At 38.3% G+C, this 14,845-nt stretch carries 18 protein-coding genes; 12 read left to right on the top strand and 6 right to left on the bottom strand.

All coding sequences use genetic code 11. The annotated features are described in order from the left end of the window. Positions 1 to 117 precede the first annotated feature (117 nt). The 4 genes from CWC28_RS15300 to CWC28_RS15285 all read left to right on the top strand — a co-directional run bounded on the left by CWC28_RS15300 (position 118) and on the right by CWC28_RS15285 (position 2,965). Positions 118 to 675, top strand: a complete 558-nt coding sequence (locus tag CWC28_RS15300; RefSeq protein WP_138625368.1) for a hypothetical protein — start codon at positions 118 to 120, stop codon at positions 673 to 675. A gap of 247 nt (positions 676 to 922) precedes the next feature. Further along, positions 923 to 1,318: a hypothetical protein gene (locus CWC28_RS15295; RefSeq protein WP_138625367.1), complete on the top strand. Its 396-nt coding sequence runs from the start codon at positions 923 to 925 to the stop codon at positions 1,316 to 1,318. Positions 1,319 to 2,176: 858 nt separating this feature from the next. After that, positions 2,177 to 2,518, top strand: coding sequence for a hypothetical protein (locus CWC28_RS15290; RefSeq protein WP_138625366.1), 342 nt, complete (start codon positions 2,177 to 2,179; stop codon positions 2,516 to 2,518). 51 nt (positions 2,519 to 2,569) lie between these two features. Then, positions 2,570 to 2,965: a hypothetical protein gene (locus CWC28_RS15285; protein WP_138625365.1), complete on the top strand. Its 396-nt coding sequence runs from the start codon at positions 2,570 to 2,572 to the stop codon at positions 2,963 to 2,965. Between the two features lie 314 nt (positions 2,966 to 3,279). On the opposite strand, the gene CWC28_RS15280 is transcribed toward CWC28_RS15285, so the two are convergent. The 6 genes from CWC28_RS15280 to CWC28_RS15255 form a co-directional block, all read right to left on the bottom strand. Next, positions 3,280 to 3,723: a ferritin-like domain-containing protein gene (locus CWC28_RS15280; RefSeq protein WP_138625364.1), complete on the bottom strand. Its 444-nt coding sequence runs from the start codon at positions 3,721 to 3,723 to the stop codon at positions 3,280 to 3,282. Positions 3,724 to 3,908: 185 nt separating this feature from the next. Continuing rightward, positions 3,909 to 4,847: a LysR family transcriptional regulator gene (locus CWC28_RS15275; protein ID WP_063704880.1), complete on the bottom strand. Its 939-nt coding sequence runs from the start codon at positions 4,845 to 4,847 to the stop codon at positions 3,909 to 3,911. A gap of 16 nt (positions 4,848 to 4,863) precedes the next feature. Then, the gene (gene aceK, locus CWC28_RS15270) at positions 4,864 to 6,588 is read right to left on the bottom strand and encodes a bifunctional isocitrate dehydrogenase kinase/phosphatase (RefSeq protein WP_105174228.1); all 1,725 of its coding nucleotides are present in this window, start codon (positions 6,586 to 6,588) and stop codon (positions 4,864 to 4,866) included. A gap of 96 nt (positions 6,589 to 6,684) precedes the next feature. Further along, positions 6,685 to 7,164, bottom strand: coding sequence for a DUF4124 domain-containing protein (locus tag CWC28_RS15265; RefSeq protein ID WP_063704884.1), 480 nt, complete (start codon positions 7,162 to 7,164; stop codon positions 6,685 to 6,687). A 75-nt stretch (positions 7,165 to 7,239) separates the two neighbouring features. Then, the gene (locus CWC28_RS15260) at positions 7,240 to 8,733 is read right to left on the bottom strand and encodes a DUF3413 domain-containing protein (protein ID WP_138625363.1); all 1,494 of its coding nucleotides are present in this window, start codon (positions 8,731 to 8,733) and stop codon (positions 7,240 to 7,242) included. Positions 8,734 to 8,738: 5 nt separating this feature from the next. Then, entirely contained in the window at positions 8,739 to 8,951 is a 213-nt protein-coding gene (locus CWC28_RS15255) for a YejL family protein (RefSeq protein ID WP_036967930.1), read from the bottom strand. 63 nt (positions 8,952 to 9,014) lie between these two features. Here CWC28_RS15255 and yejK point away from each other — a divergent pair, with 63 nt between their 5' ends. The 8 genes from yejK to CWC28_RS15215 all read left to right on the top strand — a co-directional run bounded on the left by yejK (position 9,015) and on the right by CWC28_RS15215 (position 14,794). Next, positions 9,015 to 10,031, top strand: coding sequence for a nucleoid-associated protein YejK (gene yejK / locus CWC28_RS15250; protein WP_063704888.1), 1,017 nt, complete (start codon positions 9,015 to 9,017; stop codon positions 10,029 to 10,031). Between the two features lie 313 nt (positions 10,032 to 10,344). Continuing rightward, positions 10,345 to 10,569, top strand: a complete 225-nt coding sequence (locus CWC28_RS15245; RefSeq protein ID WP_062565251.1) for a hypothetical protein — start codon at positions 10,345 to 10,347, stop codon at positions 10,567 to 10,569. Between the two features lie 179 nt (positions 10,570 to 10,748). Continuing rightward, positions 10,749 to 11,204, top strand: a complete 456-nt coding sequence (locus CWC28_RS15240) for a DUF3291 domain-containing protein (protein WP_138625362.1) — start codon at positions 10,749 to 10,751, stop codon at positions 11,202 to 11,204. A 31-nt stretch (positions 11,205 to 11,235) separates the two neighbouring features. Beyond that, on the top strand, positions 11,236 to 11,763 hold the full coding sequence (locus tag CWC28_RS15235) for a tellurite resistance TerB family protein (protein ID WP_138625361.1): 528 nt from the start codon (positions 11,236 to 11,238) through the stop codon (positions 11,761 to 11,763). 60 nt (positions 11,764 to 11,823) lie between these two features. After that, positions 11,824 to 12,627 carry a hypothetical protein gene (locus tag CWC28_RS15230; RefSeq protein ID WP_138625360.1) on the top strand — a complete coding sequence of 268 codons (804 nt, stop codon included), beginning with the start codon at positions 11,824 to 11,826 and terminating at the stop codon, positions 12,625 to 12,627. 27 nt (positions 12,628 to 12,654) lie between these two features. Beyond that, on the top strand, positions 12,655 to 13,107 hold the full coding sequence (locus tag CWC28_RS15225) for a hypothetical protein (protein WP_138625359.1): 453 nt from the start codon (positions 12,655 to 12,657) through the stop codon (positions 13,105 to 13,107). A gap of 308 nt (positions 13,108 to 13,415) precedes the next feature. Continuing rightward, positions 13,416 to 13,928 (top strand): GNAT family N-acetyltransferase, encoded by a 513-nt coding sequence (locus CWC28_RS15220; RefSeq protein WP_138625358.1) that lies wholly within the window; start codon positions 13,416 to 13,418, stop codon positions 13,926 to 13,928. Continuing rightward, positions 13,928 to 14,794 (top strand): PhzF family phenazine biosynthesis protein, encoded by an 867-nt coding sequence (locus CWC28_RS15215; protein ID WP_138625357.1) that lies wholly within the window; start codon positions 13,928 to 13,930, stop codon positions 14,792 to 14,794. Before CWC28_RS15220 ends, CWC28_RS15215 begins: the two co-directional genes overlap by 1 nt. Positions 14,795 to 14,845 lie beyond the last annotated feature (51 nt).

Here is a 14,845-nt window from a genome sequence, read left to right as displayed (position 1 = left end):
CAAACTTGTTAACTAATTACCACTGTTATAAAAATCTAGTCGTGCTAGCTTTTTCACCTGCGTTGCTAATTTAAAAATGTTATTTTGATCTAGTTAGGGAAGCGTTAGAGGTAATTAATGAAATTAACTTTTTATTCTTTGTTGCTATTCTTGATTACAGGTTGCGCCATTTCCGCCTCTGTACTCAAGTCTGGGATTAAAATTGATGGGGAAAACTCATCAAATAACGAATTTATCTATTGGATCAACCTAGATAATATAAATGAATTTAAGCTATATCCTGATGGGTGCTCACAATATGATGAGCGCTCTTTTATGATGTCTTTTCTTATTCCATTACCACCCCTAGTGCCTACTACTAAGGTAGATGAAGTCTCAAAATCGGAAGCTAACTTTTCAATCCGTATTACATCAGAAACAGGGGCTAACGTTGACTTGGACTCAGTTTCTATTTCTGTCACGCTTGGCAGTGATGCATATGATTTTGTTTATGCTGAAACGATAACTAATCAATATATTCCAGAATTCAAAGCATATCGCTTTAAGTCCTCTCTAAAGTGCGGTCAAATACTCGATGGTACATTAAATATAAAGGGGTTTGATGTAGACACCATAAAGTATAAGATAAATTTTTATGAGGGTACTGAATTGGATGTCGGGTATCTGCAAGCCTGAGATCTAACAAGTATTCCAAACAAGTGAGCTTGAGAATTCTAGATATTTTATGATTGTTACATCTGTATTTCCGCTGGGTGGTTCCGTAGGTTCCGCACAAGAGTGGAACAAATATCTAGCTAGTAACTCAAGTTTTTATATCAAGGTGATTATGGATGGGATATCAAAAGTTGCTTGGCGCGTATTCTTTACTAATTTTAGCCAAGCAATTTTTGCCAGTTAGTAAACCGTTCACTAGGTGAGAATAGTGCATATTGCTATAAGTTTTAAAAGTACAAAGTTTGACGTTTCAAAAGAGCGAACAAATCCAATTAATCCGATTTTTGGTGAATCACTTTTAAAGTGGTTTAAATCTGAAATTGAACCTGATTTTGATGTTACTGAACCAGATGCAGAGGATTGGGGTTGGTATAGCTATATTGACTGGAAGGGGCGTCAATACATGCTTGGTGCATCAACTTACTTTGAAGAAGGGGATGATCCAAAGTCAGAACTCGAGTGGATTTTACAAATAGATAAAAGCCTTACTTTCATTGAAAAGCTGTTTGGAAAAGCAAAAATATCTGAGACTGATGAATGTGTATTGTATTTAAAATCGAAACTAGAGTCAGAGCCTAAAATTAGCTCAGTAAGTTTTGAGTAATCGCACATAACAACCGTTGTAGTGAGGTGTTTTTAGAGGCTGGCTTTACTCATTGTGTTCATTATTTTAGCCAACTACTAAATGTTGGTGTCATGTTTTCACGGAGAAGTGCGCATTTAAGAAGCTGGGAAAGCGCCAAAAAGATAAATTGTGTTGTTCAAATTCTTACAATTGCGTTTTATTTTCAGGAGATACAGTGAGATTTCTAGTATTTTTACTTTCATTAACTCCCTTGTTTAGCCTTGCTTGTTCGACTGAAAATACGAGTGGGGTATCAGCTTTTAAAACTCAAAGTATTTACGGCGAGATATCGCATATAGAAGTTTACTTCCCTTTGGATTACTGCGACGCTCAAGCTTTTCGAGCTGAAATTTCGTTTGAAAGTAATTTTGATCAACCTTTATTGACCGTTCCCACATTTGTTAATGAACCATTTGATCTAGAGCACAGACCCGAATTGAGATCTTATAGAGTTTCAACTTTCCAGCTTGCTACTAATATGTTGGGGAAAGCTTCTATAGCCATCTATTACAAGTTTCCGAAAAGAGATGATGGTTTAATAACATTTTGTATGGGACCACGAGTGATATACAAACTAAGTGACTTACCTGTAAAGTCTCTATAACAAATACATTTATGAATGGCTGTTGTGTGAGGTAACTACACAATTGACAATATTAAGCCTATGGGTATTGAAGTTCATTTCCCCTAACGGGGAAGTGGCACGGCAAGTAAGTGGTACCTGTAGCAAACAAGGAAATTAAACAAAGTGCACAAAACAGCAGGCTTGTGCTCTTCAATCGCTAATTTTGCCTGCTATTTTTTGCTGGTTATTCCGGCATTTTAAAAGAGGTTTAAATGGATTTAAATTTTCAAACTGAATCAATGGTTTTGTTTTTCCTAGTACTTTTCTCATTAACAATTCTGCCAGTAAAAATTGGAGCTACAATTTTTGGTGCGACTAATAACGAATTAAAACTCTGTGCTATTTCAGTATTTATAGGAACTTTTCTTTCAATGTTATGCTTGATACTCATTGGTGGTTTTTTGGGTTTAATGGCATCCTATATCGCTGTTTCTATTGTTTACTCTAGAGTATTAGGCATATCTATTATGTGGTCGTTTTTGTTTACTTTTGGAGTTTTCTTTATACAAGTGGGAGTTGTTCAAGCCCTTACAAAGTTCGGTATTTTTACCTAATAAACTCATAAAAGAGATCTAAATTTTGTTATTCATTAAGGCATTAACTTTATGAAGTATCCGTTTACACCAAAGTCGACATCGTACCTAGAGCCAGGCCATTATTGGCCGATTGCTCTTAGCGATGGAAAATATGCTTGTGGTGTCGTAGTTTCTAAACTTATCGATATACATGAAAATAAAATAGAGAGCAGGTTATTCTTAGCTGCATTAATAGATTGGTCAGGTAGACAGCCCCCAACTGCTGAGGATATTAAAGATTGTAAAGCGATAAAAGTTGGAGGGGCGCACATAAAATCCATCACAACAGTAGGTGGTGGCATTATTGGGAAAGCCGATTTTGAATTTTTAGGTCAAAATCCTCGCCAAATAACAGATGATCTTGCCACAATGGGGTACAACGTTCTTAAAGTTGTCGCAGAAAAACATTTCACAAAAAATAGTTAATAAACAGGCAAGACTGTGCATGCTTAACACGCCATATTGCTAAATGTTTTAGTGAGGTAACGTCAATTAATTATAGATCGGAGTGTTTCCAAATTACGATGAAGACGATGGGAACGGGATCTCTGCTCGTGTGTCGCTAGCATTTGACTGGAAATATAACAACTAAAGTTATATGGGGCACGAGAGCCTTGGACATGGTACTTAGCTGCCTGACGGTAAACCACCAACCTAATAGTTAAACTATCAGATGAGATACAAGTCGCTCATCTAAACAGATAAAAGCCCAGCTTAACTGGGCTTTGCACTCTCACAATTTAATGCTTTTTCATTTTACTCATTTCAGCATGACAACTTTGAATTGTCAGCAGGGTTTTTGATAACGCGGCTTCACAATCATGGGGTTGTGGTTTTTTAAGCGCATGTTTGATTTCGGCTAGTGTTTTATCTTCAACTTCTTCGAGTTCACTAACATAGGTGGCGTTTTTGTCGGCACCGAGTTTGGTAATTAGCGATGTATAGGCTTTACGCGCTTCTACAGCAAAATCAGAGCCATTTTCTCTGTGGCCTGTTTCATTAATAGCATAGGGCTGTAAGCGCTCGATACTGACTTTGCGGGCATCTATCATGCGTTGAAATAAGGCAATAATGCTTGGGTCGGTTACTTTTTCCTGAGCTTTTTCATAAAAATCGATACCGCTATTCATAACTTGAATGATATCTGCAATATGATGAACGTTCTGTCCTTGATGAGTATTCATAATGACCTCTTTTTGAATATTAAAAACAATGCAATAAGTTACTTGCAAAGCATATTCCAGTTCATTACCAAAATTAAAAGTTATTATATTTCAAGTTGTTATGGGTTTTTAACGGGTAGGGGATGCTGATAAGCTAAATTAACGCTTGGCCTATCAGCAATAATTACAATCTGGTTGGTAAAATCTTACTTAAGCTCTTCGGCTACTTCAGCAACCTTTTGACGTAACCAAATATGGCTTGCATCACGGTGTAATAGCGGGCTCCAAATCATATCTAGCTCAAATGGCGGAATAGGGAATGGCGGCTCAAGAATTTTCAGGCCCGGATCGTCTAAATAAATATTCGCCGCTTTTGAAGGCAGCGTTGCCACTAAGTTTTGTTCTTTCGCTAAGTGAATGGCTACGTGATAATTACGAGTAAAGGTGGCAATATTACGGTGTTTGCCAAAATGAGCGAGTGCCTCATCGACCCAACCTAGTTTTTGCACATCTTTAGGGTCCATACCCACACCTACACCAAAACCGGTTTTACTTACCCAAATATGGCGCGCTTTTAAATAGCTATCTAGGCTAAATTCTTTGATGATTGGGTTATCTGCTTTTACTAGGCAACAAAAGCTGTCTTTCCAAATCTGTTTGTAGTGAAACGACTGCGGTAAGTTTTCGAAGCGGTTGATAGCCATATCCACTTTACCGTTTTCAACGTCGTGGAAGGTTACATCACTTGGGGTCAAAATATCGAGTGTGGTATCGGGGGCTTCTTCGTGTAATTTACTTAATAAGCGTGGGGCAAGGGTACTTGCTGCATAGTCACTGGCCATGATACGAAAAACACGCTTACTTTGAGATGCTTCAAACTCGCGATTTGGGGCAAGTGTTTCTTCAAGGGTCATTAAAATGCCGCGGATCACCGGCTGAAGCTCTTTTGCACGCTCCGTTGGTACCATACCTTCACTGGTGCGCACTAAAATAGGGTCGTTAAATAAATTACGGAGTCTTTTTAGGCCATTACTCATGGCAGGTTGGGTAATGCTTAGCTGGTTAGCAGCTTTAGTGACATTACATTCTCTTAGTAAAGTATCTAGGTAAACAAGTAAGTTTAAATCTATTTTACTTATATTCATTGTGTGTCCTTGGTGTTTACCAATAATGGATAAATCGTTGTGCAGCAGGGTATGGATAAATGTGGCTAACTACACCTTGCTTATAATTGTATTGTGCTTGTCGCCAATAAGCTGGATCTTCAAGCTCTGGGTGTGTACTCAATAAGTATTGCTTATACACCGGGTTTGCCGTCACAAAGGTACATAATTGCTCTGGAAACACATCTTGTGGTGCCACAGAGTAGCTTTGCTCATTGGTTAAGTAATCATCGTACGACTTGGCTTTTGGTAAGGCCCTAAAGTTCATGTCAGTTAGGTATTGAACCTCATCATAGTCATAAAAGATAACGCGATTATGTTTACTTACCCCAAAGTTTTTTAACAGCATGTCGCCTGGGAAAATATTAACAGCGATCATTTCTTTTAATGCTTGGCCGTATTCTTCTATCGCCTCAAACGCTTGTTGTTCACTGGCATTTTCAAGATACAGATTTAACGGTGTCATGCGTCTTTCAATATACAAATGCTTGATGATTAGCCATTCGCCTTCAATAATCATCGAAGAGCCAATCGTTTTATGTAACTCTGCAAGCAATTTACTATCAAATCGAGCCAGTGGAAATACGACGTTCGAATACTCTATGGTGTCGGCCATGCGGCCAACACGGTCATGGCTTTTTACTAATTGGTAGCGTTTTAATACGGTATCACGGCCAAAGGGTTTGCTTTCACCAAAGGTGTCTTTAATCACTTTAAATACATAGCCAAACGAAGGCAGGGTAAATACCATCATCACCATACCCGGTGTACCTGGGGCAATTACGAGCTGATCGTTTGAATGATCTAAATGACTTAAAAACTCTCGGTAAAACTCGGTCTTACCTTGTTTATGAAAGCCTATTGCGTTGTAAAGCTCAGCCAGTGTTTTATTTGGCATAAGTTGATTTAAAAAGCGCACTAACGCAGATGGCGCATGGGTTTCAACCATGAAGTAAGCACGCGCAAAACCAAAGATAACTCGCATTTGCGATGATTTAGTAAGTAGGGCATCAAGGTATAGCCCTTTGTCTTCATGGTGTAACACCGCAATAATAAATGGCTGTACACCACTTTCTGACACCACACGACCAACAATGTAAGCGGCTTTGTTACGGTAAAAAGGCGCTTGAAGTATATCAAAGCGCATTTGCCATGCTTGATGATGTGTATCGGGGGCTTGTTTATAAAACGCCTTAACGAGTAAACGAATATCGCGTTCTAAATCAACAAAGGGCGCTTTAAAATCAAACTGATTTATAATTTTGCGTATGGTCGGTCTTAAACCATCAACAACGGGGTGATAACTGCGGTACTCTGCCTCCATAGGCAGTGCAGGCGCATCTGCAAGTGTGGCTTTGACAAAGATAAAGTCATTGTGAAAATAGCGACGGTGGAATAAACGACAAAAAACAGAGTTGTAAAAGGTTTCGGCAAGTTCTGCTTGAGGGTGAAAACGCAAAAATTGCTGATAGAGCTGTTTGGTTTCGAGCCAGCAGGTTTGATCTAAGGTAATAATTTGCTGTTCGTTGAGCGATTTGAGCTTGGCAATTGTTTCGTTAACCCGATCATCGTAATGGCTAATTCTTAGCTTACTTATCTCATTAATCTTTTGCCAATCACGCTGTGCAAACGCTGAGGGAGCTTTGGCGGTAATCGCTTGAAAGAGTTTATAGTGATTGCGAAACCCAGATAAAATTAATTCAGCAATGTGTTGTGGCTGCATATAAACTCCTTCTGCCAATCATAACGACATAGAGCAATAACTCTATTGGTGTTAAGAATATGTTATTTATTCTTCAAACCCAATAGTAAAGTGCATTTAATTATAGCGAGCGAGTTTTTTCTCAAGATTTGCGAGTTTTTTATTAACGCTTTTCACGTCGCGCCCGTATTGCTTATTAATCGCTTTAAGTTGCTTGTTGATGTCTTTACTAATTTGCTTAGCTTCTTTGTCAGATAAAATTCGATTTAAGCGCTGTTCTTGTTGATATTGGGCTCTATCGCGTTCGCGGCTTAAAATATCTAAACGATACTTATAGCTGCGTATTTCAGCTTCGAGGTTTCTGATAATTTGCTGGCGCTCAAGCTCGTTGAGCTCTTTCACAAAGTTTTGCGGTGCTTGTAAGTCTGGGTCGGTTACTTGAATTTTATGTTTGGTAGCACGGCTACCACAGGGGAACTCACTAAATACCGTGCCTCTGTCTGTGACACATTTATAGTATTCTGTGCTGGCAGCGTTTGAGGTGTTAGTAAAACAAAGTAGAACTATTGATATTAGATAAATGATTATGGCTTTCATGACGTCCGTGTCTCCTAATCAAATAAGGTGTCTAATATCTAAAGCTAGCTCGAAATAATGATTTATCAATAAGAGCTAGGGCGTATATCGCTTCAGCTTTTTAATGCTTTGCACTAAGAACGGAATATCGAGCCCTTGTTCAATGGCAAAGCCTTGTGCTGCTGAAATGTTTTTAAAGTTACCATCTGAATCAATCAGGGTAATTCTGTCTTTTTTAAATGCGATGAACACATTTTGCGAGTAATTAACACCTGTGTCGTCGTGGCGCTTGTATAAGTTACTGCCTAACATGCTTTGTTTAGCAAGGGTTTTGCAGCCTAAATAATGGCCAACGCTGGTGGCGATAATATCGCTTGGCTGAATAAGGCCTTCGGTTTGCACAACTTTTTTATCTGAGCTGTATAAACGTGAGGCTGTAACAATACCGTTGCTTTGTTTAGCAAGGCTAAAGGCAAACACGGCATTGGCAGATCCGCGCGCTTTTGTTGTTGCGTCTGCACGTACAAGACGTACAGCAGGATTTGCGTCGTCGTTATTTATAAATTCAAATTGTTCAAAGCCATTAATTTGAATTGAACGATTATCTGCAAGCCAAACAGGCAGTTGCTGCTTATCTAAAATAGGTGCTTTGTAAAATGCTGGTAGGCCATACACTATGCTAAATAAGGTGTCTTCGGCTTCAACTGGTTGTAAGAACAAATCAGTTTTACGTAGCGCAGGTTCAGTAGCAACAAATTGCTCAAGAGCTGCATTGTTTTCAAACACTAAAATATCAATCATGGCACTCGACTCTGCTTTACATTCAGCAAGTGGAGTGGGTGCTAAGTAATCAATATTATGAGGGTCAAGTCTGACATCATGCGCTTCTTTATAACTTTCGATATCAAGCAAATCGTTTTTAGCTAATAAGCTTTTTGCCGTTGTAGGGTATGACAAAGGCAATACGTTATCTTGTTTTGTGATATCAAATTTTAAATTCGCATCAGCCCAAATATGAATACTGTGGCTAAGTGCAAAGCACACTAAAATAGTGCTAGTTGCATAACGTGGGAACTTATATTGCTTTAAGCGCGCTAGGTGGTGCCACGTGTAATTACTGACTAATAATTGGAACGCTAAAATTAGCAGCACAATACCGCCAGCGAGAATCGTTGTTAATGCAGGTGAGCTAGTTAAGCGGTGCCACAATAAAGAAACAATTTCGGGGAGGGCAGATGTATTTAAGTGATAACCCAAGTTGAAATACACATAGGCATCAAGCGTTAACAATGACGCCCCAAGGGTGGCGATAATAGCTGCCATCCCTCGGATATGCCGAGGGTATGGAAACACTAAGCTTAAAGGAAATATCGTTAAAACAAAGGCAATAAAAGTAATAAAGCTGGTGTGACTTAACCAGGTCACGAGCATGTATACATAGCCCATGAAGGTAGTCGGTGCACTGTCTGCAACCAAGTAGCTTAAGCTAATAAATAACACTAAACCTATGTTTGCAAAGGTGAACCAATGGCCCCAACTTAAAAGCTGACTTACTTTTGAAGAAAACTGACTTTGTTGCGATAAATTCATAAATCTTATTTAACCGACTGTGCTAATGCTTTTGCAAAGTTGTCGGCAACAGCTTGTCTTTTCTCTGATGGTACATGCTCTTTTAAAATATGCGTGATAGAATTTCCTAAACACATAAGGCTTAAATCAACAGGCGCTTTGTGCTCTGTTAGTACATCAATCAGCTGATCAACGATTTGTTCTACTTGCTCATTAGAATATTTTGATATGATAGGCATCAGTTGGTTCAATAAAAAGAGTTATATTCCCGTATTTTAACACCAGAGGCGTGAAAAACAAAGATGACAATAGATGTTAAAAAATTAGTCGTTCATTATGTAGACAAAAAAGATGACGATACAGAAATTCATTTACGCAATGATGAGATGGTTGTTAATGATAAAGTAGCCGTTTTTATCGAGCAGTTACACCATGCTTATAATGGTAAACCGGGTAAAGGTTACTGTGCTTTTAACGGCGAGAAAAACAGCATCGTTGCTTCGGCTATGCAAAGTTACCGTAACGACGAACTTGGCTTTTGGCACATGACAGAGCAAGCAACGAATGTGTTAAAAGAAGAGTTAAATAAGTATGCCTTTAACGAAACGGGTTATTTAGTTTTTTGCCATTATCAATATGTTGCCAGCGACTATTTATTAATCGCAATGATCAATATTAAAGAGCATTACTCTATTACTTCTGAGCTTGATTTAGCGTCATCACGTCACTTAGATATTTCGCGTATGCAATTAGCAGCACGAGTTGATTTAACAGCGTGGGATGCACAACCAGAAGATAATCGCTATGTGTCGTTTATAAAAGGCCGTGCGGGTCGTAAAGTAGCAGACTTCTTTTTAGACTTTTTAGGCTGCGAAGAGGGTATTGACCCTAAACAGCAAAGCCAAGTTATGCTGAATGCCGTAGAAGACTACTTATCTGAGCAACAATACGACAAGTCAGAGAAAGACGAGCTACGTAAGCAAGTATTTGATTATTGTAATGATTGCGTAACTACAGGCGAAGATGCCAACGTGAAAGAACTTTCTGCAACCTTATCGAAAAATGACGACAGCCCATTTGAAAGTTTTTGCCAAGAACAAAACTACGATTTAGAAGAGTCGTTCCCGGTTGATAAGAAAACAGTTACCAGCATGGTGAAGTTCTCAGGTATGGGCGGCGGTGTTAGCGTGAGCTTTGAACGTAAACACTTAGGTGAGCGCGTAATGTATAACGAAGCAACCGATACCCTTGTGATCAAAGGTATTCCACCTAATCTTAAAGATCAGCTACAGCGCTTTATGGAGCAAGAAGAAAGTTAATCTTGCTTAAGCTTAAAGCTCTAAGTTTTAAGCTATAAGCTGATAAATACTCTTTTTATAGCCCAGCAGTTGCTGGGCTTTTTAGTTTTAGGTACTTTAAAACATTATTACTACTACAAGGAAGAAACATTGCATCAAACGATAAATACATTTCGGTTTAGGGCCTTACACTAGAGGTGAATTTACAGTTTTAGAATTTCAACTCGATTTACCTAAGCTAAAGTAAAAATTTACTTCTAATATTTTCTTTGCTTTTATAGAGAAATTAGCAACGATGTTTTCTCAGCTTCAAAATAGAAAAAGGATATTCAGTATGATTGTTTTAGCCATATTTTTAATTGTGATTGGTATTGTTAATATTTTTAATGATCATCATTTAGCTTTTGCATGGCCAGCCCTGGTCGTGGGTATTTTGTTATTAGGGATAGGCATTTCTAGAAAATCGCCATCAAGTGGAAGCTCCTCCACAGGGAGTAGCTTTAGTTTATCAGACAGTTCATGTTCTGACGGCGGCGGTGATTGCGGTGGCGGAGATTAGATAAAGTAGTTCCAGTTGCCATCATTGATTTAGTAAAACATTTACTGATGGTTTTAAGCATGGTTAATATAAAAATTCGAATAGTGGAAGGCGTAAAAATGCTTTTCTTTTCCTTCAGTATCGCTTAGTTTTAAAACATTAAAGGTACAAATTCCCCCGATGGCTAAGGAGAGTCATAAATGAAACTTGCCCAACTAAATATTGCTCTTGCTAAATATCCATTGGATGCCCCAGAAATAAAAGATTTTGTTGATAATCTTGATTTAATAAATGGTATTGCTGAAAACAGTGTAGGTTTTGTATGGCGATTAAAAGACGAATCAGGCGATGCCACCAATATTAAATTGTTTGATGATCCGAATATAATAATCAATATGTCGGTGTGGGAAAGCGTTGAAGATCTTAAAAATTTTATGTTTCGTACACATCATAGAGATTTCATGCGCAGAAAAGGTGAATGGTTTCAGCGCTTAGCAGAAGATAGCTATGTTTTATGGTGGGTTGAAGATAACCATATTCCAACACCTCAAGAGGCATTAGAAAGGTTGCAATATCTGCGAGATAACGGCGATACACCCTATGCTTTTACATTTAAAAGTAATTTTACGGCTGAAGAATTTAAAAAAGATAAATAACAATAGACTGCAATAAAAATAAGGAAAAATTATGCATGTTGTATTAGGTGTTTTAGGTATTGTAGTGACCATTTTGGTGTTACTGAATCGACTTCAAGAAGGGGGGATAGATATTGGTTGGTTGAATCCTTTTAGCTGGTACCGACGTCGTAAATACAGGAAACACCATGATTTAAATCCTGCATTTAAGTTAGATTCACCCATGGATGTAGCTGCGTTATATATGGTCGCAGTAGCCAAAGTAGACGGTGAAATGAGTAAAGAACAAAAAGAAAAAATCTTATCGCTTTTTAACAGCGAATTTCATTTAACTATGAAAGAAGCAACTGATTTATTACGCTCAAGTACGCATTTGTTAGGGCATACTAGCGACGTTTACGATAAACCTCACAAAGTAATTGATCGATGCTTAGATAAAGTAACAAAAGAGCAAGTAGCTTCAATTTGTTATCTCGTCGATGAGGTAGCGAATGTTGAAGGTGAGCCGACGGCTCAGCAAAGAAAACTTGTCACAGAGATAAAAAATGCATGCCCTCGGGAGGCTGCTGGCAAGTGGTAATTCATCCACAAAACCAACCAGCTGAAAATTAAAATGACAATTATAACCCCTTAACTGATTTTGAAACGTTCTAGTGAATATCGTGAAGATGTAACAACAAATCTAATTTTTAGAGATGTTTATAAGAGAGTTTTTATGAAAAAAAAGTTATCAGTGGCTTTATTGGTTTTATCATCTTTTGCTAACTCAACAACGTGGGGAGAGTTAGAAGTAGATGACCCAATCGTTAAGGGGGCAAAATGTGCGGTTGCTGAGCCTGCAAGCTATGGTGGTTATATTTACAGCTGGCCATCAAAATACGATCAAGTGTTTTGGCCGCATACGGATAGAAATGGCATTTGGTTTTGCGAGACATCGGGTTTTATAGCTTTAATTGGTGATTTTGACGAACTTAAACCTGCAGAAATTGAGAGAATAACGGAATTTCTTGCGTCTCAACACATTTCGAAGCCAACTCTCGAGCAAAAGTTAGCTTTGCTCGAGCAAACTTACGCACTTCGCGAAAAAGATGAATTTTTTAAAAATAAGTTGCTAAGAATCCTTGCTCGTTGGCAGCAGTCTTTAGGTAACCTTAATAAGGCAAATAGCTATCGAGCTAGAGCATTTCAAGAGATTCAACATGCCCTAAATGGAGATTTAGATGGATATAAACGACTTGAATACCTTTATTTGGCGACGAACTACTCAAAGCAGTTTGCAGAGCAAAATAAAACTGTAAATTACTGGGCCGATTTGGAAACAGCATTGAAATTGGTGACTGATCCTGAGTTAAAAGGCTATGCCGGGTACTTGTCGGAATTGATAAAAGACAGCACATATATCAACGAAGGCGGGAAACTCGACCCTGACTTACCGAAACAGTAATGAATACCGAATAACAAGGTTGATTATATGAAGTACAGGATTCTAGTGTTGTTAATGCTTGCGTCAAGCTTTCAGGCTAAATCGGTTCAGAAGCTGTCTAATACTGAACTTAGCTTTATACTTTCTTCTATGGAAGTGCTTTATAAGAATAAATCTTTCCCGCAAATTAGGGTCATTCAAAGCTGGGAGTCGCAGACTGAATGTGATGGTGAATATCAAACTTGCCCAAATGCTAGGTTATTCATATCAGTAAATACAGGCGATCTTTACGAAGTTCCAGCCTTATTTGAATTACCAAAATCCAAAGGCTGGCAATACGTTAGTTTTGTAGAACATGATGATTCATTCTTACTTATGATTAAAACAACGCTAGATCATGCAAATATATCCGCTGAGTCGAGAAGTAAGTGGCGCAGTAAAGCCTATGCAATAAAAATTTCAAAATATGAATACGATGTACTAGAGGTCATAGAAAAGTAACTTCATTTAATAATTTTGCCTTGCAGCAACATGGATATTCAGGGCAGAAGTAATGTAAAAAATGAGTACTAGGAATAAAGCAATAGCTAAATAAGGGACACGACCATGATAAAACGCAACAAAGCTAATACTGGGCTATTTTTTTGTATCGGTGCTGCTATTGGGTTTTCAATCTTCATTGCATACCAGCAGCTGCTTATCGGTCTTTTATTTGCTGTAATAAGCGTTAGTGTTGCAATCTTAGTTGTTTCAAATAAATGGTCTAAGTAATAATTCACCTTGTTATTGCTTTTACTAGGTGATGAAAAATGAATTTATCTTTCACTACAAAAAGATTAAATGTGATTGAAATAGACGCAAGCTCGTCAATGGTTGAGCATCATCAATTGACGATTGCCTTGCCGGCGATATTAACCCCCGCTGTAGTTGCTAAATTACCTTGTTATTTTCAAGGTATTGATTCTATAGCTACTGCAGAAAAGTGGTTGGCTAACATGCTTAACGAGTGCCGCTTATTAATGCTGCAATCTCAACATCAAGAAGTTGTTGGGCTTTTATTTATCTATACTGAAAACCATGATGCTCTTATTGGTTATTTGTTAGCTGAGCAATATTGGGGGCAGGGTCTTGCATTTGAGTTATTGCAGGGATTTATAAACCTCGCTGGTACTCAGTCACAATGGCATAAGCTCATTGCTGGTGTTGATGAATCAAATACACCATCAATTAAACTTTTAAAAAAGTTGGCTTTTGAAAAGCAAGCATCTAAGGAAAATGGCATGTTGTTTTATGAATTTAACTTAAACCAAGGCATACAATAATGACAATAACCGCATTTTTAGTTAACTCGTTTAGTGCAAATAATACAGGGGGCAACCCAGCAGGTGTTGTGTTGAATGCAGATAAACTCACAAACGCAGAAAAACTGACGATTGCAAAAGAAATTGGCTTTTCAGAAACCGCATTTGTTGCGCAAGATCATGAAGTTGATTTTGCTGTGTCATTTTTTACGACAACTGAAGAAGTTGATTTTTGTGGCCACGCAACCCTAGCGGTGTTTGCTACGCTCTTTGAACAGGGGTTATTAAAACCAGGTTATTACACACAGCGAACAAAAGCGGGCTTGTTAGGCGTAACAATTGCCGCAGATGGGCAAGTTACCATGGAGCAAGCCTTGCCAAAATACCTAGGCAACTTTGCTTATGACGACCTTGCAGGCTTATTAGGGCTTGATGAAACAACACTGGCAAAAACAGGCTTGCCAATCGATGTAATAACTACAGGATTGCCGGATATTATTGTTGCTGTGCCGAATGGCTACTTAGATAAAATCACTATCGATGAAGTGGCGCTTAGCGAGTTCTGCCTACAGCATAACGTGATAGGTGTGCATGCCTTCGAATTATGTGAAGAGCAAAGTGAGCTTACTACGAGTTGTCGTAACTTTGCGCCTTTGGTTGGAATACCTGAAGAATCAGCAACCGGTAGTGCCAGTGGTGCGCTTGCATGCTATTTATCAAAACACGTATTTGTACAGCAAGAAAAACATTTCAAGTTTGAACAAGGCCGAGCAATGGGATGCAGTTCACATATTTCTGCCAGTGTTTATTCGGATGAGCAGGGTGTTTATAAGGTTCTTGTGGGCGGCTATGCCAATCACCTAGGTACTCAACAGGTTGTTATTTAAAAGCATTACACACAAAAAAGCCGCGTTATAAACGTGGGCTGATACTTTATT

The sequence above is a fragment of the Pseudoalteromonas sp. S4492 genome (assembly GCF_005886115.1).
Taxonomy (GTDB): Bacteria; Pseudomonadota; Gammaproteobacteria; order Enterobacterales; family Alteromonadaceae; genus Pseudoalteromonas; species Pseudoalteromonas gelatinilytica.
This window is presented reverse-complemented; position numbering and strand designations above follow the sequence as displayed.

What these genes read in the sequence shown, in the direction of transcription:
- CWC28_RS15300 (WP_138625368.1), top strand. Translation starts at nt 118, where the DNA reads ATGAAATTAACTTTTTATTCTTTGTTGCTATTCTTGATTACAGGTTGC.
- CWC28_RS15290 (WP_138625366.1), top strand. Translation starts at nt 2,177, where the DNA reads ATGGATTTAAATTTTCAAACTGAATCAATGGTTTTGTTTTTCCTAGTA.
- CWC28_RS15285 (WP_138625365.1), top strand. Translation starts at nt 2,570, where the DNA reads ATGAAGTATCCGTTTACACCAAAGTCGACATCGTACCTAGAGCCAGGC.
- CWC28_RS15280 (WP_138625364.1), bottom strand. Translation starts at nt 3,723, where the DNA reads ATGAATACTCATCAAGGACAGAACGTTCATCATATTGCAGATATCATT.
- CWC28_RS15275 (WP_063704880.1), bottom strand. Translation starts at nt 4,847, where the DNA reads ATGAATATAAGTAAAATAGATTTAAACTTACTTGTTTACCTAGATACT.
- aceK (WP_105174228.1), bottom strand. Translation starts at nt 6,588, where the DNA reads ATGCAGCCACAACACATTGCTGAATTAATTTTATCTGGGTTTCGCAAT.
- CWC28_RS15265 (WP_063704884.1), bottom strand. Translation starts at nt 7,164, where the DNA reads ATGAAAGCCATAATCATTTATCTAATATCAATAGTTCTACTTTGTTTT.
- CWC28_RS15260 (WP_138625363.1), bottom strand. Translation starts at nt 8,733, where the DNA reads ATGAATTTATCGCAACAAAGTCAGTTTTCTTCAAAAGTAAGTCAGCTT.
- CWC28_RS15255 (WP_036967930.1), bottom strand. Translation starts at nt 8,951, where the DNA reads ATGCCTATCATATCAAAATATTCTAATGAGCAAGTAGAACAAATCGTT.
- yejK (WP_063704888.1), top strand. Translation starts at nt 9,015, where the DNA reads ATGACAATAGATGTTAAAAAATTAGTCGTTCATTATGTAGACAAAAAA.
- CWC28_RS15245 (WP_062565251.1), top strand. Translation starts at nt 10,345, where the DNA reads ATGATTGTTTTAGCCATATTTTTAATTGTGATTGGTATTGTTAATATT.
- CWC28_RS15240 (WP_138625362.1), top strand. Translation starts at nt 10,749, where the DNA reads ATGAAACTTGCCCAACTAAATATTGCTCTTGCTAAATATCCATTGGAT.
- CWC28_RS15235 (WP_138625361.1), top strand. Translation starts at nt 11,236, where the DNA reads ATGCATGTTGTATTAGGTGTTTTAGGTATTGTAGTGACCATTTTGGTG.
- CWC28_RS15225 (WP_138625359.1), top strand. Translation starts at nt 12,655, where the DNA reads ATGAAGTACAGGATTCTAGTGTTGTTAATGCTTGCGTCAAGCTTTCAG.
- CWC28_RS15220 (WP_138625358.1), top strand. Translation starts at nt 13,416, where the DNA reads ATGAATTTATCTTTCACTACAAAAAGATTAAATGTGATTGAAATAGAC.
- CWC28_RS15215 (WP_138625357.1), top strand. Translation starts at nt 13,928, where the DNA reads ATGACAATAACCGCATTTTTAGTTAACTCGTTTAGTGCAAATAATACA.